This is a genomic window from Mycetocola sp. TRD_SC_2 (genome assembly GCF_055361225.1).
Map to the genome: position 1 here is coordinate 1,920,977 of NZ_CM143954.1, position 22,044 is coordinate 1,943,020.

Sequence of the window (22,044 nt, forward strand, 5' to 3'; positions counted from 1 at the left end):
AACGACGAACGGCTCCCGCCTGAGGCGGGAGCCGTTCGTGTGATGGCGCGGGAGACTAGCGCGCGACTGAACCGTCGGTGTAGTCGTCGTCGTTCGAGGCGTTCCAGGCGAAGAGCTTGCGCAGTTCGCGGCCGGTCTCCTCGATCGGGTGAGCCTCGCCCTTGGCGCGCAGTTCGAGGAACTCGGGTGCTCCGGCGTCCTGGTCGTCGATGAACCGCTTGGCAAACGCGCCGGACTGGATGTCAGCGAGAACGGCCTTCATGTTTTCCTTGACCGACGGGTCGATGACGCGGGGGCCGGAGACGTAGTCGCCGTACTCAGCGGTGTCGGAGACGCTCCAGCGCTGCTTGGCGATGCCGCCCTCCCACATAAGGTCGACGATGAGCTTGAGCTCGTGGAGAACCTCGAAGTAGGCAACCTGCGGCTGGTAACCGGCCTCGGTCAGAACCTCGAAGCCGTACTGGACGAGCTGCGAAGCGCCACCGCAGAGGACAGCCTGCTCACCGAACAGGTCGGTCTCGGTCTCTTCGGTGAACGTGGTCTTGATTCCGCCTGCGCGGAGGCCGCCGATGGCCTTCGCGTAGCTGAGGGTGAGCGGCCAGGCGTTGCCGGTGGCATCCTTCTCGACAGCGACGATGACGGGCACTCCACGCCCGGCCTCGTACTCGCGGCGAACGGTGTGGCCAGGTCCCTTCGGAGCGACCATGAGAACGTCGACGCCCTCGGGTGCTTCGATGTAGCCGAAACGGATGTTGAAGCCGTGGCCGAAGACGAGCGCCTTGCCCTCGGAGAGCTGGTCCTTGATCGACTCTGCGTAGATGGTGCGCTGGAACTGGTCGGGTGCGAGGATGACGATGACGTCAGCCCAGGCTGCTGCCTCGGCGACGGTCTTGACAGTGAAGCCCTGCTCCTCGGCCTTGGCGATGGAGTTGGAGCCTTCCTTGAGACCGATGACAACCTCGACGCCGGAGTCCCGAAGGTTCAGCGCGTGGGCGTGGCCCTGCGAGCCGTAGCCGACGACGGCCACTTTCTTACCCTGGATGATCGAGATGTCGGCATCTGCGTCGTAGAAAATCTCAGACAATGTTGTTTCTCCTTGTTGTTGAGGTTGGTGGGCGGCCCCGGTTGAAGCCGGCGCTGCTAGTTCTTGAAAACGCGTTCGCTAATGGACTTGGAGCCGCGGCCGATGGCGAGGAGGCCGGACTGCGCCATCTCCTTGATGCCGTACGGCTCGAGCACCTTGAGAAGCGCGTTGGTCTTTCCTGAATCCCCCGTGACCTCGATCACGACGGCATCCGTTGCCACGTCGACGACCCGGGCGCGGAACAGGTTGACAGCCTCGAGCACTTGCGACCGGGTGGTGTTGTCGACGCGCACCTTGATGAGCAGGTGTTCGCGCTGCACAGACTGATCCAGATCGAGTTCGACGATCTTGATCACGTTGACGAGCTTGTTCAGCTGCTTCGTGATCTGCTCGAGGGGAAGCCCCTCCACCGTCACGACCACGGTGATCCGGCTGAGGCCGGGCACTTCGCTCGTGCCGACGGCGAGGGATTCGATGTTGAAGCCACGGCGCGCGAACAGGCCGGCAACGCGGGTCAGAAGGCCGGGCTTGTTCTCGACAAGCAGGCTCAAAACATGTCTGCTCATTCTCAGGCCTCCTCATCGAACGACGGGCTGTGGTCCCGCGCGTACTGGACGTAACTGTTGCTGACTCCCTGCGGCACCATCGGCCACACCATCGCGTCAGCGCTTACGACGAAGTCGATGACGACGGGGCGATCGTTGGTTTCGAGTGCCAGTTGAATGGCCGCGTCGACCTCGTCGGCCGTCGTCACGCGGATGCCGAGGCATCCGTACGCTTCAGCGAGCTTGAGGAAGTCCGGAATCCGGACGGTGTCGTGCCCTGTGTTGAGGTCGGTGTTCGAGTAGCGGCCGTCGTAGAACAGCGTCTGCCACTGGCGAACCATACCGAGAGACGAGTTGTTGATCACGGCGACCTTGATCGGGATCTTGTTGATCGCGCACGTCGCCAGTTCCTGATTCGTCATCTGGAAGCATCCGTCACCGTCGATCGCCCAGACCACGCGGTCCGGTTCGGCAACCTTCGCACCCATCGCGGCAGGAACGGCGTAACCCATTGTTCCAGCTCCCCCGGAGTTGAGCCAGGAGTTCGGGCGTTCGTACTTGATGAACTGGGCCGCCCACATCTGGTGCTGGCCGACGCCGGAGGCATAGACGCCCTCCGGTCCGGTCAGTTCGCCGATGCGCTTGATGACGAACTGGGGGGCGAGCAGACCGTCGGTCGGCTCGGTGTAACCCAGCGGGAACTCCTCGCGGAGACCGTTCAGGTACGTCCACCAGGCTTCGGTGTCCGGCGTGGTGGTGGCGAGGGCTGAGCCCAGCGCGACGGTGAGGTCGGCGATGACGTCCTTGGCATCGCCGACGATGGGAACGTCTGCCGTGCGGATCTTCGAGATCTCCGCGGGGTCGACGTCGACATGCACAATCTTGGCATTCGGGGCGAATAAAGCGGTCTTACCCGTCACGCGGTCGTCGAACCGCGCGCCGAGGGACACGATGAGGTCAGACTCCTGCAGCGCGAGCACCGCGGGAACCGTTCCGTGCATCCCGGGCATTCCGAGGTGCTGCTCGTGCGAGTCGGGAAATGCCCCGCGCGCCATGAGCGTGGTCACGACCGGCGCTCCGATGAGCTCGGCGAGTGCGAGCAGTTCCTCCGAGGCGTGGGCGCGGATGACGCCGCCACCGACGTAGAGAACCGGCTTCTTCGCGTCGACGAGCAACTGCGCGGCGGCCTGGATCTGCTTGCCGTGCGCCTTCGTCACCGGACGGTATCCGGGCAGGTCAATCTTGGGTGGCCAGATGAAAGGTGCTTCCTGCTGCTGCGCGTCCTTGGTGATGTCCACGAGTACCGGACCCGGTCGCCCTGTCGAGGCGATGTGGTAGGCGGCGGCGATCGTCGACGGGATGTCATTGGCATCCGTCACGAGGAACGAGTGCTTCGTGATCGGCATCGTGATTCCGACGATGTCTGCCTCCTGGAAGGCATCCGTTCCCATCAGGTTCGAGAACACCTGGCCGGTGATGGCGAGGAGCGGAACGGAGTCCATGTGCGCGTCCATGATCGCGGTTACGAGGTTGGTCGCACCGGGACCGGAAGTCGCGATGGCGACCCCGACCTTTCCGGTGGATGCCGCGTAGCCCTCGGCTGCGTGGCCGGCGCCCTGTTCGTGGCGTACGAGGATGTGACGGATCTTCGAGGTATCCATGAGCGGGTCGTAGACGGGCAGGATTGCGCCGCCGGGCAGACCGAAGACGTCGGTAATACCGAGAAGCTCCAGCGTTCGGACGACTGCTTCGGCTCCGGAGATGTTGTCCGGGCCGGGCTGGGCGGCCTTGAGATCGGCGGGCGATATGGCGGTGCGTGGTTCCGCAGGCATCGTATGGATTCCCTAATCGATGGTTGGATCTGAATGTTGGGCGCAGAACTACCCCGTGATCGCGCCCTCCGCGGCGGAGTGCACGAGCTTGGCGTATTTTGCGAGAACTCCACGGGTGTAGCGCGGGGGAAGCGGTGCCCAGCCTTGGCGGCGGGCGGCCAACTCTTCTTCGTCGACAAGTAGGTCGAGCGACCGAGCTGCGATATCGACCCGTATCAGATCACCATCGCGCACGAAGGCGATGGGACCTGCGTCCACGGCTTCGGGTGCTATGTGGCCGATGCAGAGGCCGGTTGTGCCGCCTGAGAATCGACCGTCCGTCAATAGTAGTACATCTTTTCCGAGGCCAGCGCCCTTGATGGCGGCGGTGATGGCGAGCATCTCACGCATGCCTGGGCCACCCTTCGGACCCTCGTAGCGGATGACGATGACGTCGCCGGCCGAGATGGCTCCCTCAGTGAGGGCATCCATGGCAGCGCGTTCACGTTCGAAGACGCGAGCGGGGCCTTCGAAGATGTCGGCGTCGAAACCGGCGGTCTTCACGACGGCGCCCTCGGGGGCGAACGTTCCGTGCAGCACGGTGATCCCGCCGGTTGCGTGGATCGGGTTGTCGAGGGTGCGGATGACCTCGCCGTCGAGCGGCATCGGGTTGAGGTCGGCGAGGTTCTCGGCGACGGTCTTCCCCGTCACGGTCAGGCAGTCTCCGTGGATCAGTCCGGCGTCGAGGAGGGCCTTCATGACGACGGGAACTCCGCCGTGACGGTCGACGTCGTTCATGACGTACTTGCCGAAAGGCTTGAGGTCACCGATGTGCGGAACCTTGTCACCGATCCGGTTGAAGTCCTCGAGGGTCAGGTCGACCTCCGCTTCGCGAGCGATCGCGAGCAGGTGCAGAACGACGTTGGTCGATCCGCCGAAAGCCATGGCGACGGCGATCGCGTTCTCGAACGCCTTCTTCGTGAGGATGTCACGGGCGGTGATTCCGAGGCGCAGCATGTTGACGACGGCCTCACCTGAGCGGTGGGCGAAGTAGTCGCGGCGACGGTCGGCCGATGGTGGCGCTGCAGAACCGGGAAGGCTCATGCCCAGCGCTTCGGCGACGGATGCCATGGTGTTGGCCGTGTACATTCCGCCGCACGCACCCTCACCCGGTGCGATCGCGCACTCGATGCGCTTGAGGTCTTCTTCGCTCATGGTGCCGGCCTTGCAGGCGCCGACAGCCTCGAACGAGTCGATGATCGTGACATCCTTCTCGGTGCCGTCGCTGAGCTTGACCCAGCCGGGGGCGATCGATCCGGCGTAGAGGAACACGCTTGCGAGGTCGAGCCGGGCGGCCGCCATGAGCATGCCTGGCAGCGACTTGTCGCATCCGGCGAGGAGTACGGTGCCGTCGAGACGCTCCGCCATGACGACGGTCTCGACGGAGTCGGCGATGACCTCGCGGGAGACGAGCGAGAAGTGCATTCCCTCGTGACCCATTGAGATTCCGTCAGAGACGGAGATCGTTCCGAACTGCAGCGGATATCCCCCGCCGGAGTGGACGCCTTCCTTGGCGCCCTGCGCGAGCCTGTCCAGCGACAGGTTGCATGGAGTGATCTCGTTCCAGCTCGACGCGATACCGATCTGGGGCTTGTCCCAGTCCTCGTCGCCCATTCCGACGGCGCGGAGCATTCCGCGCGAGGTCGTGGCTTCGATTCCGTCGGTGACTGCTCTACTGCGAGGCTTCAGGTCGATCTCTGACATGTATCGAGTCTAGAACCTCGAGCATGCTCCGGTTTTCATCGACCGGTTGCCGCCCGCAACGTTGCGAGGCGATCGAGCACCTGGGCCACCTCTTCCGGACCCCTGACCCGGTACAGCGCGATCGTCGGGCCGTCGCCGCTCTTGAGCGGGAGGTCGCCGTCGCCGAGTACGGCAAACGCGTCCTCGTCGGTCACATCGTCACCGGCGTAGAGCACCGCGGTTGCACCGGTGTAGTCCCGCAGGTGCACGATCCCATCGCCCTTTGTCGCGGTGAGGACCGAGAACTCGAGGACGTCCTTGCCGTCACGCACCGTGGCATCCGGGGCGACGTCCGCAACGATCCGGCGGGCGTCATCCTCGGCGAGAAACACCGCGTCAGCATCGAGGCCACGGGTGTGAACGGCGAACCCGGCTGGTTTGCGTTCGATCTTCGCGCCGGGGTGGGCGTCGGGGAACCCGGCGAACGCCTGGGCGAGGGCGGTCACACGTTCGCTGTCTTCGGCGTCCAGCGGAGGGTGAGCGTCGACCCCGTCGAACCGGTACTCGGCGCCGTGCGAGCCGACCAGCAGCACTCCCGGCTGAGCGTCGGTCGCGAGCTGGAGGCTGTCGACGGCACGACCGGAGACGTACGCAACCGTGGTGTGCGACACCTCGAGCAGCCGGTCAACCGCGAGCCGGGCCTCAGGAAGGGCGCGTGCGTCTTCGGGACGGTCAACGAACGGCGCGAGGGTGCCATCGAAGTCCAGCGCGACAAGCAGGTGTTCCACCTCGGCGAGCTGCGCGAGCGCCGCGTCGAGGGCACTGTCGAGAGCGCTCACTTGCGGCCGTCCGGGTGCTCGTGCGACACCGGATGCGACGTGGTCGCGTTCGCCAGCTCCTCGAGGAACACCCGCGACCACTTCACGACGTCGTTCTCGAGGACCCGCTTGCGGAGAGCTCGCATTCGTCGGCGCTTTTCAGGTTCAGACATCTCGATTGCCTGCACGATGGCATCCTTGACGCCCTCGATGTCGTGCGGGTTGATGAGAAGCGCCTGGCGCAGGTCATCGGACGCCCCGGTGAACTCGCTGAGAATGAGTACGCCGCCCAGATCCGCCCGGGTGGCCACGTATTCCTTCGCCACGAGGTTCATTCCGTCGCGAAGGGCGGTGACGAGCATGACGTCTGCGGCCAGGTAAAGGGCGACCATCTCCTCACGGGGATACCCCTGGTGAAGATAGCTGATCGCTGTGTGCCCGATCGATCCGTAATCGCCGTTGACCCGGCCGACGGTCAGTTCGATCTCGTCGCGCAACTGCATGTACCTGGCAACGCGCTCGCGGCTGGGGCTCGCAACTTGAACGAGAGTGACGTCCTCGACCCGAACACGCTGCTCGGCGAGAAGTTCGCCGAACGCTTTGAGCCGGTGACCGATTCCCTTGGTGTAGTCGAGCCGGTCCACCCCGAGCATGATGGTCTTGGGGTTGCCCAGCTCTTCTCGGATTTGCTTCGCCCGGGCCTGCACTGCGGGGTCCCTGGCGAGCTCGACGTAGCTCGTCGCATCGATGGAGATGGGGAACGCGCGGGCGATCACCCGGCGAACTGGTGCGCCACGCACGTGAGACCGGTCACCGGTGGTCGCGTCGGAGGAGTCACCGACGGGAACCCAGACGCGAGTTCCCTTCGTCTCGTACCCGAACAGCCGCCGCACGGCGCGTGTGAAGTTACCGGCGTCCGCGACACGCTGGAAGCCGATGACGTCTGCGCCGAGAAGGCCGGAGATGATCTGCTGCCTCCACGGCAGCTGCGAGAAGATGCCGTACGCGGGGAACGGGATGTGATTGAAGAATCCGATGGTGAGGTCGGGACGGGATTCGCGAAGCATCCCGGGCACGAGCTGCAGCTGATAATCGTGGACCCAGACCGTCGCGCCGTGGTCTGCCACTCGCGCAGCAGCTTCGGCGAATCGACGGTTTACGTCTACATAGGCCTCCCACCATTCGCGGTGGTAGCTCGGCTGCGCAATGACGTCATGATAGAGCGGCCACAGGGTGTCGTTCGAGAATCCCTCGTAGTAGAACTCGATTTCCTGTTCGTTCAGCGCAATCGGCACCATGCGGATGCCCTCGTGTTCGAACGGATCCACCTCGACGTCGGGGGCGCCAGGCCACCCGATCCAGGCCCCATCGGACGCTTTCATGAGGGGCTCAAGGGCAGCGACGAGACCGCCAGGAGACATCCGCCAGCCGGTCGATCCGTCGGGCCGGGTGACGCTGTCAACGGGAAGGCGGTTGGCGACAACGACGAAATCGTACTTTTCGCCAGCGCTGGATGTCGTCACGGTTGAGCTCCCTCGGCCACGGTTGATCGGCGCTCACAGGCTATCAGCCAGCTTCCACGCCTTACCGGGGCCTGGCGATTGTGGTAAGCAGGAGCCCGCAGTAACTCGGACACCCTTTGCCGATAGCGTCGATTCCTCGAAAGGTGCACCCACATGCGCAAGTACGTTCTGAATTTCACGGTCATCAGTGCCATCGCCGGTGCTTTCACTCTCATCCGGACCAGCAAGGCCGCGCCCCGCGACTGGCGACTCGCCCTGCTCTGGATCGGCTGGCTCGTCACCGTCGCGAACGCCGTCGCGCAGGCATCCGAGCAGGCCGAACAAAAGAAGAAGCTCCCCCGCTGAACCAACGCCCGTTTGCCGCGCCATCCTGCGCGAGTCGGCGTGTCAACGCCCCCGTGTCTGGGGCAGTGCGCCACACTGGAGCCACGTCACCAGTAGCAGGGAGCTCCGGACATGTTTGGTCGCCGCCGTCACCGCGCACCGGTCATCGTTGCCCCACCGGCACCGGTACCGGTTCCAGGAGTCGAGCTCTCCGAGGAGCAGCTCTTTGAGAAGGTACGGGCAAAGCTCGACGCTCACATGGGCGCAACGGGCGATTGGACTCTCGTGCGCCGGAGTGACGCAGACACCGACAATTTCTTCCACGAGATGGCTGCCTTCTCGCTCGCACGGCAGATCACGTCAGCGATCGTTCGAGCGCCCGTCGCCGCACGCACCGATGAAAACGAAACACCTGACATCGTGCCGACAATCACCGTGCAAACCGTCGCGGCGACCGCATCAGGGACCGCTGTCGACGTCGACCCGGAAGCATGGATTGTTCCATCCGAGGTCGCGACCTCGACAGAAACCTCGGCTTCCGAGCACGTCATGTTCGAGCTAAACACCGTCGCCGTCTGGGCAGATCCACAGCGTCATGATCCTTCACACGTAGATCAGGAGATGGTCACGCCATCCCGCTCAGCGTCGAAGAGGCGCTGGAACGGAACCCGGGTCTCCTGAGCCGACCGGCCCGGCTGCCAGGGTCGCAGCGACCAGGCGCTCACGTCGCATCCTCCTCAGGGCATAAATCGGCCATCCGATAATGAGAGCGACCAACCCGAGGGCTGACCTGTCGTGTCGGCCAAGCGCGTTCCGCCGATCCCATGCGCGTCTCAACGCTCCCCCTCTGCTCCTCCTCGCCGGGCGCGGAACCCGAAGCGGCATGGTGTCGCGCTCGTCGAGCAGGGCTACCAGCCTTGGCTGCAACGTGTTGTGAGACGCGGGGTGGGCGTAATTCTCTGCGAGCCAGCCCGAGTTGACTTCCGGGAATCGGAGCTCAACAAGATCGCTCGACGGAGCCAGCAAGCCGCTGTCGGCGAAGACCTCATTGATGAGCGGCGGGGCGACACCGAAGTCATCGAAGAGAATGCTCGGGATGCCGCGGGCCACCGCTTCGAGCACGGCGGTCGAACTGATGGTGGCGAATCCGACCGCGCGGTCGAGGTGTTCACCCATCGGTCCGGCTTCCACGAGAAGATTCACCGGTGGGACAGCGGGCAGAAGGTCCGGCAGCGGATACAACTCGGAGTGGGTCTGCTCCTCCCCTGGCAGTGCCCGGACCTTGAGCACGACCCGCAGGTGAGGGTTCGCGATCGCGACCTCGCACAGCCTGTCGACAACGAACTGGCGCTCCGCGTGTTCGCGGGGAACGATCGCCTGTCCGGCAAAGACGATCGTGTCGCGCCGCCTCTCCGTTTGCCCCGGATGCGCCGGCACGCGCGCGAACGGCAGCGTTGCCAGCACGAATTCGACGTCGGTGTTCTGTTCAGCGGCGAGCCGACGGTACGCGCGGACCTCACGCGAGCTGTGCAGCACGAAAAGGTCTGCCTGTGCCCGGTAGAAAATGCCCTTCCATTTCGCCGGTATGGAGATGCCCGGCAGCCCGCTGACGAGGGCGGGGCGGTTGTCCCAGCGACCGATCGCGTCGAGCAGGACCTCCGCGACCGGTCCCCGACAGGCGACGACGACGGCATCCGCTCGCGAGATCGCTTCATCAGCCAGAATGTCGTGCACGGTCAGGAACCGAACCCCCTGTCGGCTGAAGCGGGTTCTCGCGACCGCGTCGTCGACCTGCCGCGGACTCGCGGTCAATGCGCTGGCGACGACAACGAGAGAGACGTGCCAATCCTCAGGAAAGGAGTCGAGGAGTGAAGCACCCCACTTGACGAACGAGTCGGAGTCGGCGATCCCGACGATCCTTTTCACCATTTACGCGAGAACCCGTCTCAGCTTCGCGAGGGGGGCGAGTTCTCCTGGGAAGACGCGTTTCACTCCGTCGCCGAGCGCCTCCTCGAGAATGCGGATGTCACGGACGAGTGTGGCGAATCCGTGCGGTTCCAGTGAGGCGGCGTGGTCGGATCCCCACATGGCCCGGTCGAGGGTGATGTGGCGCTCCACAACACACGCCCCGAGTGCGACCGCTGCGACAGAGATCTGGAGACCACGTTCATGGCCCGAGTATCCGACGGGGATCCCGGCGAAACGCTCGGCCAGGGCGGGAATCATGCGCAGGTTCGCTTCTTCGGGCGGTAGCGGATATGTCGACGTGGCATGAAGGATGGCCAGCAGAGTCGGGTCGAGCAGTGAAACGGCACGGTCGATCTGCTCGAGAGTCGACATGCCCGTTGAAAGAAGTACGGGCTTGCCGGTCGCAGCGATCCGGGAGAGCAAAGCGTCGTCCGTGACGGATGCCGACGCCACCTTGTAAGCAGAGACGCTGAGATCCTCGAGAAAGTCCACACTCGGTTCGTCCCAGGGGGACGCGAACCAATCGAGCCCGCGAATTGTGGCGTGGTCACCGATCTCGATGTACTGCTCGCGGTCGAACTCGACGCGGTACCGGTAATCGAGATACGTCATCTCTCCCCATGGCGTACTCCGCAGCACCTCCTTCATGTGCTCGGGAGTGGAGATCGCCGGGGTTCGCTTCTGGAACTTGACGGCCTGGGCACCAGCGTCTGCGGCAACATCGATGAGCTCCTTCGCCAGCGCGACGTCACCGTTGTGATTGAGTCCGATCTCCGCGATCACGTAAACGGGCTGCCCTGGGCCGATGGGGTTGGATCCGATGGTGAGCGTCATGACTGATGTCCTTTCGGGTACGAAGAATAAGATCGGTGAGTTCACGCACGGCGCCGTGACCACCGCTCGCGGTGAGGATGACGCGAGCGGATGCAGCCACGTCAGGGTGGGCGTCAGCGACGACCACGGGCCAGCCGACGATGTCGAGGCATCCCGAGTCGTTGACGTCGTTGCCGAGGTAGGCGATCCGCGCGAGCGGGATCCCGGCGTCGGCGGCCCAGTCGCGCAAAGCCGACGCTTTGTCCTGGACTCCCTGACGAACATCCACCCGAAGCTTCCGCGCCCTCGCAGCGACCACGGGGTTCTCTTCGGTCGAGAGGATGAGCACCGGGATCCCTGCAGCCCGCAGGTGGGCAATGCCCATCCCGTCGCCCCGATGCGTCACCACAGACTCGGAGCCATCCTGGGCAACGAGCACCCGGTTGTCGGTATGGACACCATCGAAATCAGTGACGACGGCGTCCACGTCGACACGGAGCGTCGCTGGTTCGGCCGGTACCCGATTCGCGACGGCGATGTCCTCTTCGGTGTCGATGTCGATAGCTTTCGCCGGGTCGACGAGCGCCAGGCCGATGCGACCGAAAAACCGGTGGCGCGCCTTGAGGAATCCGTCGACCCGCATCACGTAGAACGCGCCTGTTTCTCGGTACTGCGGCTCCCGATCCTGCCGCCGCGGCCGCGCAGCCGCATCGTGATTCACAGCCACGGCGCCGGTCGCACTGTCGCTCCAGAGGAAGGCGTGGGTTTCGACGGCGGCGAAGATCACGTCGGACTCGCCGGACGCCACCCGCTCAATCGCATCGTCGAGATCATCCGCGCGGATGAATGGGGATGTCGCCTGAAGAAAGACGAGGAGGTCAGGGAGCATTCCGTCGGCTTCGAGCTCCTCCAGCACGTGCAGCAGGGCACTCTCGCTCGATGCCACATCGCTCGCGAGGTCGGCGGGCCGCTCGATCACATCGGCGCCATGGTCGCGAGCGACAGTTGCGATTTCGGGAGAATCCGTTGAGACGAGGACTGCGTCGATGAGGCGGGACTCCCGCGCCGAGAGGACGGCACGGGCGACGAGGGGAACTCCACCTACTCGCCGGAGATTCTTGCCGGGCACACCGCGGGATCCACCGCGTGCGGGGATCACCGCGAGGACCTGCGTAAGCGGAGTCTCGGTCATTCCCTCAGGCTAGGAACGCTTCTGCCCGCGCGGGTGGCCATGCGGGAACAGCCCGGTGAACGGGCGATGACAGCTCGGAGTTGCGGCTACTGCACGGCACCGATCGGCTGCCAGCCGTCGGGTCCAGTCGAACCAACGGGGTACTCATCGAGAGCGACATCGTTCGCGCGCCAGGCCGCGAGCACGGGTTCAACGATCCGCCAGCTCTGCTCAGCGGTGTCACCACGGACCGACAGCGCTGGGTCGTCGTCGAGGATGCCCTCGAGGACTTCGCCATAAGCGTTGAACTGACCCGGACCAAAGTCTGCCTCGAAGGTCGTGCGCTCGAGATTGTGTGGGTCGGCCGGACCGTTGATGTTGATCGACAGCGACATCTTGTCGGGGGCGAGGAACAGCCGAAGCACCGTCGGGCTCGTCTTCCCGTCGAAGCCGATGGGCACATGGTTCGCGGGCTTGAAGCGCACGACGATCTCACGGCGGCGTGCAGCGAGTGCCTTGCCCGAGCGAAGCGTGAACGGCACGCCGGCCCAGCGCCAGTTATCCACTTCAAGCGTGACCTCGGCAAGAGTCTCTGTGGCGCGCTCCGGGTGGACTCCCTCTTCGTCGACATACGACGGATAGGGTCGGTCGTCGACGCTTCCCGCGGTGTACCTTGCCCGGGAACTCGACGCGACCGGGTCGCCCGCCCACGCACGGGTCGCACGCAGCACGAGGCCCTTGGCATCGCGAAGATCTGCGGCGTCGAGGGTCGCCGGCGGTTCCATGGCGAACACCGCGAGCACCTGCAACAGGTGGCTCTGGATCATGTCGACGAGCGCACCGGCCTTGTCGTAGTAACCGGCACGACCCTCGAGGCCAAGTTGCTCGTCGTAGACGATATCGACGCGTTCAATGTGCTCGGAGTTCCAGAGTGGTTCAAAGATCCGGTTGGCGAAACGGAAGCCGAGGAGGTTGAAGACGGTCGACCGGCCGAGGAAGTGGTCGACGCGGTGGACGCGATTCTCCGGCACGAGCCGAGCGAGCTGCTCGTTGAGAGCTGCCGCACTGTCGCTGTCAGTCCCGAACGGCTTCTCGAGGGCGAGAACCGTTCCTTCGGGCAGGTCGACCCCCTCCAATGCTGCGCACGCTTGCACGGTGACAGCGGGAGGAAGGGCGAAGTACAGTGCAGCTGTCCCCTCGGTATCGCTCAGGAGTTCGGCGAGAGCCGCTGTGTCGGTGACGTCGGCGCGACGGAAGGTCGTGCTCTTCAGCAGCGCATCGATGGCAGGACCCGCCGCCTCCACCGTCGCGAACGAGGTCGTCACGATCGCGCGCCACGCGGCATCCGTCAATTCGTCCACCCCGACTCCCACGAGCCGCACCCGTCGCTCGCTCTGGCTGGTGAGGAGCTGGCCGAGTGCCGGGAGAAGGAGCCTCGCGGAGAGGTCGCCCCCGCCGCCGAGCAGGAACAGGGTCGTCGTAGGCCGCGTCATGCTCCGACACTACGCCAGGGCTGCCTCAGTTCCCGGAACGGCGCCCGGCGGTTGACTCGAGCGCCGAAATCAGGGACTGTGCGTCGTAGGGGCCGGTGTGCCGTACGCCATTCACGAAGAACGTGGGCACCGCGGTGATGTCCATGGCTTCGGCATCGAGCATGTCGTCCCGAACGCGGCCGCGACGGCAGCGGACCTCTGGTCCGACTGGAATTGCCGCACGAGGATCGAGAGAGTCCCGTAGACGGGACCGCGCCCGTTGGGCAGATACCGCGTGAAGTAGACGGCGGCAAGACCGACGGCCGCGATGACCAGCAGCAGCGGGGTGAAGGTCTCGATATAGACAAGGGCGATGATGTTGAGGGCCTCGATGTCATCGACCACCGCGAGCGCCGCAGGAACACCCGCAACCGACCCGGTGCCTCCGGGCCGATGAGGGCAAGCGCCCCGACGAGGAACGCTGTGTCCGTGGAGATGACGATCCCGGCGTCGGCCCGGCGCGCAGAGAGCGCCTCCTCCTGGCCTAGTCGATACAGGAGATTTCACGGTTCACAGGGTGCTTTCGCTCATGTCGTCCTGGTTATCGTGCGATCTCCTGCAACGCCGACGATGCGGATCCCCGCGTGGGTTGGCGGCGTCACCCCTCGTCCGCGTCGAGTGCTTCCAGAGCGCTCAAGGCGTCCCGCGCTCGCGCGAGACGCTTAGCTTCGCTGCTATCCCACCAGTACGGTCCGCGTTCGCCGAGTCCTGCTTTGGCCAGACCTACTCGCTTTCGCGCCGCAGCCACGGCATCGTCATCTCCAGCCTGCTTCGCTGTGCGGACACCGGACCGTCCCCTGCCGAGATGCGACGTCAAATGGGCGACGACATCGGCCGGGAGCGACGGATCGGTTCGGCGCCATCGGCGACCATTGATCACGAGCCAGCGTTCATCATCTTCGGGCGTTGATTCACGGCGGGCCCCACTCGCATCATCGGCGATCATGGCTCGACTCTACGACTCAGGCCACGGAGTTGAGGAACTGAGAGACGTCGGCGCCGCATTGCTCCGGGCGCTCCCACAGCACCAGATGCCCGGTCCGCTTGTAGACCAGCAGACACGCGCCCGGTATCGCAGCCGCGAGTGCCTCGTGATCATGCACCGGCACGAGGCCGTCGCCCTCACCTCGGAGAATGAGGGTTGGGCATCGGATTCGTCCCGCCATGGTCGGCGGTCGGGCACTGGTCAGCGCCGTCAGCGTCCGCTGCCACGACCGTGCTGTCATCCCTCTCGCGTCGTTCTCTCGATCCGCGAGGTACCACGAGGGAACGGGATTGAGGACGGGAAACAGTTCCAGAGTCCGCTTCGCCCAGTCCGGGGAGACCGGGTCGGCAAGCGCTTCGACCTCGTCGGCGAAAGGAGCCCGGCCGTGCAGGCTCAGCGGCGCGCCGATCAGGATCAGCCCCGACACTCGATGAGGATGAAGAACCGCTGCTTGTTGGGCGACGTATCCACCGCTTGATGAACCGAGCAAGACCGCTGAGCGAATGGCCATGGCATCGAGGAAGGCGATCACATCGAGCGCAGCGTCATCGAGTCCGTACCCCTGAGGCGGTTCCTCGGCACCGCCGTGGCCGCGTTGATCGAACGCGAAGACGGGGCGGTGGGCTGGGAGCTCCAGCAACAGGCGATCGAAGGCTCGCGCGGATTCTCCCCAGCCGTGCAGGAGAACGACGGGAAGTCCCCCGGCCTCACCGGCGCGATAGTACGGCACAGACACGCCGGTGCGCAGTTGCGCGACGCCTCGGATCATGGCTGCCTCTTCTCTGAAGCCCGACGAGCCGAGTATATGGATGACACGTCCGTCGAGTCACCCCGGCCCATCCGGACATGGGGAGGGTAACGGGGAGCGCTGACACAAAAAACTCCCCGAGCTACTCGGGGAGTTCTTCTCGTGTTGACTGAGAATGTGGTGCACCCCCCGAGACTTGAACTCGGAACCCACTGATTAAGAGTCAGTTGCTCTGCCGATTGAGCTAGAGGTGCGTTTCCTGGCCGACCGACCGCGCGGTGAACCGTGGAAAACTTTAGCATGCGTCCTGCCGGAATCGCGAATCGAGACGCCGCCCGCAGGGCCAGCCCGCCGGACCAGCGGCACTATCGTGGAAAGCATGACGACGCCCCCTTCTCCCCTGGCGGATGACCTCGCTCTCGCCCTCCGCCTGGCCGATGCGGCCGACGCGATCTCACTTGCCCGATTCCGTGCGGGAAACCTCGAGATTTCGACGAAACCGGATGCCACGCACGTCACCGACGCGGACCTCGCGGTCGAGCGGGCACTTCGCGACATTCTGCAGGCGGAGCGTCCGAGCGATGGCATTCTCGGCGAGGAATACGGTACCGGCGGGTCGACTCAACGACAGTGGATTCTCGATCCCATTGACGGAACAGCGAACTTTCTTCGCGGTGTGCCGAACTGGGCAACGCTCATCAGCCTCGCCGTCGACGGTGTTCCCGTTGTGGGTGTCGCGAGCGCCCCTGCCTTCGGCAAACGATGGTGGGCTGCCGAGGGTGCCGGGGCGTGGCTGGTGGAGGACGGTCTCCAAGCGCGGCGCCTGCGGGTATCCGGCGTGGAGAAATTGCAGGATGCGTCGCTGAGCTTCCAGAGCATCGCCCAGTGGGACGAAGCCGGCTATCTCGACCGCCTCATCGGTCTCTCGCGCTCGGTCTGGCGTGACCGCGCCTACGGAGACATGTGGTCGTACGGACTCCTCGCGGAGGGGCTTATCGACATCGTCGGCGAGTTCGACGTCAAGGAGTACGACATCGCGCCTTTCGTCATCCTCGTGCGTGAGGCCGGTGGCCGATTCAGCGCAATCGACGGCACGGACACCATCGCCGGCCGGAGTTCGCTCGCGACAAACGGCATCCTGCACGACCAGGTTCTTGGAGCTCTCTCCCGCTGACCTCCCTTACCACACGGCAACATATGCCCAAACCTCACAGCGACCCCCTCTAGCATTCCTGTATGAGAACACGCCCGAGTGAACCCGTCTACAGCACCGCCATCGCGGCGGGTCGCACCCTCTTCGGTGGTCTCGGCATCAAGCAGATCGTCACCGGCGCGGAGAACATTCCCGCGACAGGCGGTGCCGTTCTCGCGATCACACACTTCGGTTATATGGACTTCGCCCTGACGGAGTGGATGGTGTGGGGGCGCAACCGCCGCCGGATCCGGTTCATGGCGAAGAAGGGCGCGTTCGACAAGCCTGTTGTCGGCTGGCTCCTCCGGGGCATGCGTCACATCTCCGTCGATATGAAAGCCGGCGCTGAAGCGTTCTCCCAGGCGATCGTCGCGCTGCGCAAGGGAGAGATGCTCGGCGTATTTCCTGAGGCGGGAGTGAACCGGTCGTTCACCGTACGCGAACTGAAGACCGGCACCGTGCGGATGGCGGCCGAAGCCGGTGTCCCCGTCATTCCGATCGCGGTGTGGGGTGGACATCGCCTGCTGACAAAGGGCCGCAAGCCATCACTCCGTGAGGCATTTCGAACGCCGGTGAGTTTCGCCGTTGGATCAGCTTTCTTCGTCGACGCAGCGGCGGACGCGAAGGAGAGCACGCTCGCCCTCCGAAAGACACTCGAGTCTCTGCTCGAATCGGCGCAAGCCGCGTATCCCGTCGATGGTTCCGGCAAATGGTGGCAGCCTGCGCACCTGGGCGGCGCCGCCCCGACGCCCGAAGAGGCAGCGGCCATGGAAGCGGAGCGTCAGCACCGGAAGGCTGCTGAAGCCGAATCGAAGTGAGTCGCCACCGGCGCACCCGCGCAGCCCTGCTTTGGGTAGTGTCGATCGTTCTCCTGATCCTTATCGCGGGGGCGATGTGGGTGAATCAGGTTCTGCCGGGGAACCGCGAGGCTGCTCTGAAGGTATGGCGAAACGATGCCATCACGGTGTCCGACACCGGGAACGCCGTCGTCCTGCAACCGGTAACCGGCTCCACGGACACGGGTCTGGTCTACGTGCCGGGTGCGAAGGTCGATCCGTACGCCTACATGTACAAACTGTCTGCCATTGTCGAAGACGGGCACACCGTCGTGATCACCAAACCAACGCTCAACCTCGCGCTCGCGGATCTCCGCCCGCTGGAGGACTTCACGAGTTCCGTTTCTGGAATCTCCCGCTGGGTCGTTGGCGGTCATTCCCTCGGCGGCGTCAAGGCCTGCCAGTACGCGAGTGAGAATGACGTCGCCGGCCTCGCGCTGTTCGGGAGCTATTGCGCCACCGACCTCTCAGCAACCGGCATTCCCGTCCTGAGCATCGTCGCAACCAATGACAGGCTGAGCACCCCCGAGAAGATCGCTGATGCCTCCGGCTCACTTCCTGACAGCACCGTCACGGTCCGTCTTCCCGGCGCGAACCACGCCGATTTCGGGAACTACGGCGTACAGCCCGGTGACGGGAAGTCCCGCGCTGACGACACCGATGTTCGTCGTCAGCTCGCCGAGTCATTCCGCGACTGGGTGACGTCGTTCGAGGGCTGACGGAACGGCATCCGCCGGATCAGAGAGGAACGCTCGAGAGCCTGCCGGGTCCGAGCGGAAGCCACGGCGCGCGGTAGCGCAATGACACGGGTGTTCCCGGCTCAAGGGTGATCTCCGCATAGCCGAATTTCCAGAGCCGATTGAACAGGAAGACGGAGACGACGGTTGTTTCGCCAGGTGGCGCCTGCCACGTGCCTGTCCCCCACTGCGCCGGCTGTCCGCGGCCACCGAAAACCACTGTGGGTTTCGGGAACCAGCCGAGAGGCGGCTTCACCAGAGTGAGTTCGAGTCGCGTGGATTCGGCCATCGCCCCAGCTAACCACGAAATCGCCACCGTGCAGAAACGCAGAGAGGCCGCCCATCGGGCGGCCTCTCTCGAACTTCACGGTGTGACAGCAACTGATGGTGGAGATGCGGGGAATTGAACCCCGGTCCACTGCTGTGGTCATGTGCCTTCTACGGGTGTAGCCAGTGCAGACGTTCTACTCGGCTCCGGAATTTGCCACTGGCACCTACTCCGACAAGCCCAGCCCGAGTTGAAGTCCCTCTACGCCCTCAGACACAACGTAGAAGCAATCTCTCTAAATGGCGCCAGGGTCCGGGTAGAGAGCATTCCCGGCCTGACGGACTTCTTTAGTGCGCTCGCTTAGGCAGCGAGGGCGAAGTCAGTGCGCTTTGAATTGGCACTTATTGTTTTCCAGAGATCGTTAACGAGATAACCCTGGATCCTCGACCCGCTTCTCACAGTTGCGCAGGCAGTGTCGAAACCGATCATCCCCATGCACACCCTTGAGAGAGTGAGTTGCTGTCACACACTGTGAAGTTACCAAACCGGCGAACCGGCATCCGGGCCTCGCGGCCCAGCTTTCCAGTATACGCGGTCGACGGCTCTTCCACCAGAGCAGCTCCCCGGCGGGAGGTCGCATCCCCTAGGGTCTCACCATGACCGAACATTCTCCCGCCAATGATGTGGTGATCTCCGTCCGAGGGCTTGCGTACGCAGAAGCCCCCGCAGAAAAGGCGACCGTGTCGCTGGCGATCGCTTTCGACGGGGGCGACAGAAAAGACATCCGGAACCGGACGACCGCTGCCCTCGCCACCTGTGTCGCCACGATCACGAGCCTGCACGATGCGGCGGATGGGCCGGTGATCGAGTGGAGCGCGAACGACGTGCAGGTCTGGGCGGACCGTCCGTGGAGCAACGATGGTGCACGGCTGCCGCTCGTCTACCATTCCCGGGCGTCGGTGTCCGTGACATTCATCGATGTGCCCCGGTTGAGCGCGTGGCTGGAGGAAGCCGCGGGCCAGGAGGGGACGACGATCGGCGGGATCGAGTGGGCGGTGTCGGATCTGACGCGTCGGGAACTCGAGTCGCGCGCCCAGAGGGATGCCGTCGCTCACGCCGTTGAGAAAGCATCCGTGTACGCGGCCTCGCTCGGACGCGCCGCTCCCCGGCCGCTCGAGTTGACTGAACCGTCGGTCCTCAGCGGCGCGCCCGCAGCGCAGGAAGACGCCCGGATGTTCGCCATGGCGGGTGGCGCCCCCGTGGACCTCTCGCCGTCACCCGTGCGGATCACCGTTGAGGTTCACCTGCGCGCGTCTGCTCCACCGGCGTGACCCCCGGGAGCCGCTGATCCGCTATTCGCCGAGGTGGTTCCTCGCGGAGACCGCGCGAGCCGCCTCACGGGTTGCCTCGCGCTCGCGCAAAGTCTGCCGCTTGTCGTACTCCTTCTTACCCTTCGCGACGGCGATTTCGACCTTGGCCTTGCCGTCACTGAAGTACAGCTTGAGCGGGATGATCGTGTAGCCGCCGGGGGCGACCTTGTGGCTGATCTTGAGGATCTGCGCTTTGTGCAGCAGAAGCTTGCGTTTGCGTCTCGGCGGGTGGTTGTTCCACGTCGCGCCGGTGTACTCGGGAATGTGCACGGCGTCGAGCCAGGCTTCGCCACTCTCGATGAACGCGTAGCCGTCCACGAGGGATGCACGGCCAGCACGAAGTGATTTGACCTCGGACCCACTCAGCACAAGTCCCGCTTCGTAGGTGTCTTCGATGATGTAATCGTGGCGCGCTTTACGGTTGGTCGCTACGACGTTCTCGCCACGTTCCCTGGGCACGGTTTCACTCCGACGGTCGACTTCGCGGCTCTGTGCCGCTCGAATGGAATACCGCACCGGTGGCGCGGCAGCCCATCAGTCTAACAACAGGGCGGATGCCGCGCGCGCGGCCGGTCTAGATCTTCAGGTAGCGCTTGATGGCGAAGTTCGCCGAGAACGCAGCGAGGATCATCCCGACGAGAATGAGAACCGGCACCACGATGAATGCGTCCGAGATGTTCACGAAGTTGACGAACGGCATCCGTGGGGCGAGGTATCCGGTGATGAAGTAGTGAACGATACCGATCACCGCGGCCCCGGCAAGGATCGAACCGATCACCGCCGAGAAGACACCCTCGAGGATGAACGGGGTCTGGATGAAGCGGTTCGATGCTCCCACCAGTCGCATGATCCCGATCTCCTTCCGCCTCGAGTATGCCGAGAGGCGAATGGTCGTCGCTATGAGGAGAACTGCGGCCACGAGCATGAGTCCGGCGATGCCGATGGCCGTGTAACTGGCCACGCTCAGCACCTGGAAGATCGCGTCGAGGTATTGACGCTGGTCTGTCACTTCTTCAACGCCCGGGGTCGCGGAGAACGCTTCGACGAGCACTTCGGATTGTGACGGGTTGACGAGGTTGACCCAGTAGGTTTCGTTCAGCTGTTCAGGAACGACGAGGCTTGCCAGTTCGTTGCCCTCAAACTGCTTCTGGAAATTCTCGTAGGCGAGCTGGTGGTCCTCGAAGTAGAACTCGTCAATAAACGGGGCGAGAGTCTCGCCCTCCAGCTGGCTGGTGATGCTGGCCTTCTGGTCGTCCGTCGCCGCTCCTGCGGTACACGTTTCGGTCGGCGAGTCAGCCGTGCACAGATAAATAGCCACCTGCGCGCGGTCGTACCAGTAGTTCTTCATCTCCCCGATCTGCATCTGCAGCAAAACGGCGGTGCCGACGAAGGTCAGCGAGATGAAGGTGACGAGGATGACCGAGATCACCATCGAGACGTTGCGGCGGAGGCCCGTGGTGGCTTCCTGCCAGATCAGTGACAACCTCATCGAACCGGCCCCACACTCTGCTCATCGTCGGAATCCGGTTGGTCATCGGCGGCTCGCAGGCCGAGGCGCTCGGCCAGCGACAGGTGGTCGGTGACATCGCCGAGCTCGCCGGACGACGGAAGAGAAATGGCGCCCGTTGCTCCTGTGGGGAGAGGCTCGACTTCACCGGTGGGAACCGGCAGGGTCCGTCGCGACGTCGGAGTGGGCTCCGATCGCGGGGCGGGGGTGGCGATGAGGATCTGGTGGGCCTGGGTTTCGGCATCCGCCTGTGCAGCGACTTCGGCGACTTCTTCCCGTGCCGCCTTCGCGGATTGGCCCTTCGCGACCGCCGGCTTGAGTTCCGGCACGATTCCCGTGGTGCCGTAACCACCCTCGAGCTCGTCGCGCACGATGATGCCGTCGACGAGTTCGATCACGCGGCGCTGCATCTTGTCGACGATGCCGGCCTCGTGGGTGGCCATGAGAACCGTTGTTCCTCCGGCGTTGATGCGCTCAAGGATCTGCATGATCCCCGCGCTCGTCGCCGGGTCGAGGTTACCCGTCGGTTCGTCGGCGAGAAGGATCTGGGGCTTGTTGACGACGGCGCGCGCGATCGCAACGCGCTGCTGCTCGCCGCCGGAGAGTTCGTGGGGCAACCGGTCGGCTTTGTTCTCAAGTCCGACCATCTTCAGGACGTCGGGAACGGCCTCCTGCACGTAGCCACGGGATTTTCCGATCACCTGGAGTGTGAACGCCACGTTCTCGAACACCGTCTTGTTCGGGAGAAGACGGAAGTCCTGGAACACGACCCCGAGATTCCGGCGAAAATACGGAATCTTGCGGCTGGAAATCGACCCGAGGTCGTTTCCGAGCACGAAGATCGACCCCTTCGACGGCTTCTCCTCTTTGAGGATCAACCGGAGGCAGGTCGACTTTCCTGACCCTGACGCGCCGACGAGGAACACGAACTCTCCCCTGGCTACCTCCAGGTTCATTTCGTTGATCGCCGGGCGCTTGGTGCCGGAGTATTTTTTCGTGACGTTCTCAAACCGAATCATGACGATCCGAGCCTAGGCAGCAGCGGCTGTGTTCTGGCCGTGACACGCCT

Annotated in this window: 22 protein-coding genes, 1 tRNA gene, 1 other RNA gene and 1 pseudogene; 6 read left to right on the forward strand and 19 right to left on the reverse strand. The window is 64.3% G+C overall.

Annotation, left to right across the window (positions count from 1 at the left end; translation table 11 throughout):
• Positions 1–55 precede the first annotated feature (55 nt).
• The 6 genes from ilvC to otsA are packed head-to-tail and all read right to left on the reverse strand — an operon-like array spanning position 56 to position 7,524.
• A complete protein-coding gene (ilvC, locus tag ACWA1Q_RS09225) occupies positions 56–1,084 on the reverse strand; it encodes a ketol-acid reductoisomerase (protein ID WP_121673088.1) in 1,029 nt (342 codons plus the stop codon).
• Between the two features lie 56 nt (positions 1,085–1,140).
• Complete coding sequence (gene ilvN, locus ACWA1Q_RS09230; protein ID WP_121673089.1) at positions 1,141–1,650, reverse strand: acetolactate synthase small subunit; 510 nt, start codon at positions 1,648–1,650, stop codon at positions 1,141–1,143.
• A 2-nt stretch (positions 1,651–1,652) separates the two neighbouring features.
• Entirely contained in the window at positions 1,653–3,461 is a 1,809-nt protein-coding gene (locus ACWA1Q_RS09235) for an acetolactate synthase large subunit (protein ID WP_463756846.1), read from the reverse strand.
• 48 nt (positions 3,462–3,509) lie between these two features.
• Complete coding sequence (ilvD, locus tag ACWA1Q_RS09240) at positions 3,510–5,204, reverse strand: dihydroxy-acid dehydratase (protein ID WP_121673091.1); 1,695 nt, start codon at positions 5,202–5,204, stop codon at positions 3,510–3,512.
• A 35-nt stretch (positions 5,205–5,239) separates the two neighbouring features.
• Positions 5,240–6,022 (reverse strand): trehalose-phosphatase, encoded by a 783-nt coding sequence (gene otsB / locus ACWA1Q_RS09245; protein ID WP_463756847.1) that lies wholly within the window; start codon positions 6,020–6,022, stop codon positions 5,240–5,242.
• Entirely contained in the window at positions 6,019–7,524 is a 1,506-nt protein-coding gene (otsA, locus tag ACWA1Q_RS09250; RefSeq protein WP_463756848.1) for an alpha,alpha-trehalose-phosphate synthase (UDP-forming), read from the reverse strand. The genes otsB and otsA overlap by 4 nt, the downstream gene beginning before the upstream one ends.
• Positions 7,525–7,677: 153 nt before the next feature.
• On the opposite strand from otsA, the gene ACWA1Q_RS09255 reads away from it, so the two are divergent.
• Both ACWA1Q_RS09255 and ACWA1Q_RS09260 read left to right on the forward strand, forming a co-directional pair.
• Positions 7,678–7,869 carry a hypothetical protein gene (locus tag ACWA1Q_RS09255; protein WP_121673094.1) on the forward strand — a complete coding sequence of 64 codons (192 nt, stop codon included), beginning with the start codon at positions 7,678–7,680 and terminating at the stop codon, positions 7,867–7,869.
• A 111-nt stretch (positions 7,870–7,980) separates the two neighbouring features.
• The gene (locus ACWA1Q_RS09260) at positions 7,981–8,529 is read left to right on the forward strand and encodes a hypothetical protein (RefSeq protein WP_463756850.1); all 549 of its coding nucleotides are present in this window, start codon (positions 7,981–7,983) and stop codon (positions 8,527–8,529) included.
• Here the strand turns inward: ACWA1Q_RS09260 and ACWA1Q_RS09265 are convergent.
• The 8 genes and pseudogenes from ACWA1Q_RS09265 to ACWA1Q_RS09300 all read right to left on the reverse strand — a co-directional run bounded on the left by ACWA1Q_RS09265 (position 8,488) and on the right by ACWA1Q_RS09300 (position 15,319).
• The gene (locus ACWA1Q_RS09265; protein ID WP_463756851.1) at positions 8,488–9,777 is read right to left on the reverse strand and encodes a DUF6716 putative glycosyltransferase; all 1,290 of its coding nucleotides are present in this window, start codon (positions 9,775–9,777) and stop codon (positions 8,488–8,490) included. The genes ACWA1Q_RS09260 and ACWA1Q_RS09265 overlap by 42 nt on opposite strands.
• Complete coding sequence (locus tag ACWA1Q_RS09270; RefSeq protein ID WP_463756853.1) at positions 9,778–10,650, reverse strand: N-acetylneuraminate synthase family protein; 873 nt, start codon at positions 10,648–10,650, stop codon at positions 9,778–9,780.
• Positions 10,565–11,821 (reverse strand): cytidylyltransferase domain-containing protein, encoded by a 1,257-nt coding sequence (locus tag ACWA1Q_RS09275; RefSeq protein ID WP_463756854.1) that lies wholly within the window; start codon positions 11,819–11,821, stop codon positions 10,565–10,567. The genes ACWA1Q_RS09270 and ACWA1Q_RS09275 overlap by 86 nt, the downstream gene beginning before the upstream one ends.
• An 86-nt stretch (positions 11,822–11,907) precedes the next feature.
• A complete protein-coding gene (locus ACWA1Q_RS09280; RefSeq protein WP_463756856.1) occupies positions 11,908–13,293 on the reverse strand; it encodes a glucose-6-phosphate dehydrogenase in 1,386 nt (461 codons plus the stop codon).
• A 219-nt stretch (positions 13,294–13,512) separates the two neighbouring features.
• Positions 13,513–13,778, reverse strand: a pseudogene (locus ACWA1Q_RS09285) (Na+/H+ antiporter NhaA); the annotation flags it as partial.
• A gap of 152 nt (positions 13,779–13,930) precedes the next feature.
• Positions 13,931–14,278: a biopolymer transporter Tol gene (locus ACWA1Q_RS09290; protein ID WP_463756857.1), complete on the reverse strand. Its 348-nt coding sequence runs from the start codon at positions 14,276–14,278 to the stop codon at positions 13,931–13,933.
• A 16-nt stretch (positions 14,279–14,294) separates the two neighbouring features.
• Positions 14,295–15,086 carry an alpha/beta fold hydrolase gene (locus ACWA1Q_RS09295; RefSeq protein ID WP_463756859.1) on the reverse strand — a complete coding sequence of 264 codons (792 nt, stop codon included), beginning with the start codon at positions 15,084–15,086 and terminating at the stop codon, positions 14,295–14,297.
• 157 nt (positions 15,087–15,243) lie between these two features.
• Positions 15,244–15,319: transfer RNA gene (locus ACWA1Q_RS09300), tRNA-Lys, on the reverse strand.
• A gap of 125 nt (positions 15,320–15,444) precedes the next feature.
• Here ACWA1Q_RS09300 and ACWA1Q_RS09305 point away from each other — a divergent pair.
• From ACWA1Q_RS09305 to ACWA1Q_RS09315, 3 genes are all read left to right on the forward strand, one after another.
• Positions 15,445–16,239, forward strand: coding sequence for an inositol monophosphatase family protein (locus tag ACWA1Q_RS09305; protein WP_463756861.1), 795 nt, complete (start codon positions 15,445–15,447; stop codon positions 16,237–16,239).
• Positions 16,240–16,301: 62 nt separating this feature from the next.
• A complete protein-coding gene (locus ACWA1Q_RS09310; protein ID WP_463756863.1) occupies positions 16,302–17,075 on the forward strand; it encodes a lysophospholipid acyltransferase family protein in 774 nt (257 codons plus the stop codon).
• A 38-nt stretch (positions 17,076–17,113) separates the two neighbouring features.
• Complete coding sequence (locus ACWA1Q_RS09315) at positions 17,114–17,812, forward strand: alpha/beta hydrolase (RefSeq protein WP_463756865.1); 699 nt, start codon at positions 17,114–17,116, stop codon at positions 17,810–17,812.
• A 19-nt stretch (positions 17,813–17,831) separates the two neighbouring features.
• Here ACWA1Q_RS09315 and ACWA1Q_RS09320 read toward each other — a convergent pair whose 3' ends face one another.
• Entirely contained in the window at positions 17,832–18,119 is a 288-nt protein-coding gene (locus ACWA1Q_RS09320) for a hypothetical protein (protein WP_463756866.1), read from the reverse strand.
• Between the two features lie 96 nt (positions 18,120–18,215).
• Positions 18,216–18,591: a transfer-messenger RNA gene (ssrA, locus tag ACWA1Q_RS09325) on the reverse strand.
• Positions 18,592–18,754: 163 nt separating this feature from the next.
• Here ssrA and ACWA1Q_RS09330 point away from each other — a divergent pair.
• On the forward strand, positions 18,755–19,429 hold the full coding sequence (locus ACWA1Q_RS09330) for an SIMPL domain-containing protein (protein WP_463756868.1): 675 nt from the start codon (positions 18,755–18,757) through the stop codon (positions 19,427–19,429).
• Between the two features lie 21 nt (positions 19,430–19,450).
• On the opposite strand, the gene smpB is transcribed toward ACWA1Q_RS09330, so the two are convergent.
• The 3 genes from smpB to ftsE form a co-directional block, all read right to left on the reverse strand.
• Positions 19,451–19,927 carry an SsrA-binding protein SmpB gene (gene smpB / locus ACWA1Q_RS09335; protein WP_463756870.1) on the reverse strand — a complete coding sequence of 159 codons (477 nt, stop codon included), beginning with the start codon at positions 19,925–19,927 and terminating at the stop codon, positions 19,451–19,453.
• A 115-nt stretch (positions 19,928–20,042) separates the two neighbouring features.
• Positions 20,043–20,957, reverse strand: coding sequence for a permease-like cell division protein FtsX (ftsX, locus tag ACWA1Q_RS09340; RefSeq protein ID WP_463756871.1), 915 nt, complete (start codon positions 20,955–20,957; stop codon positions 20,043–20,045).
• Positions 20,954–21,994 carry a cell division ATP-binding protein FtsE gene (ftsE, locus tag ACWA1Q_RS09345; protein WP_463756873.1) on the reverse strand — a complete coding sequence of 347 codons (1,041 nt, stop codon included), beginning with the start codon at positions 21,992–21,994 and terminating at the stop codon, positions 20,954–20,956. The genes ftsX and ftsE overlap by 4 nt, the downstream gene beginning before the upstream one ends.
• Positions 21,995–22,044: the final 50 nt, after the last annotated feature.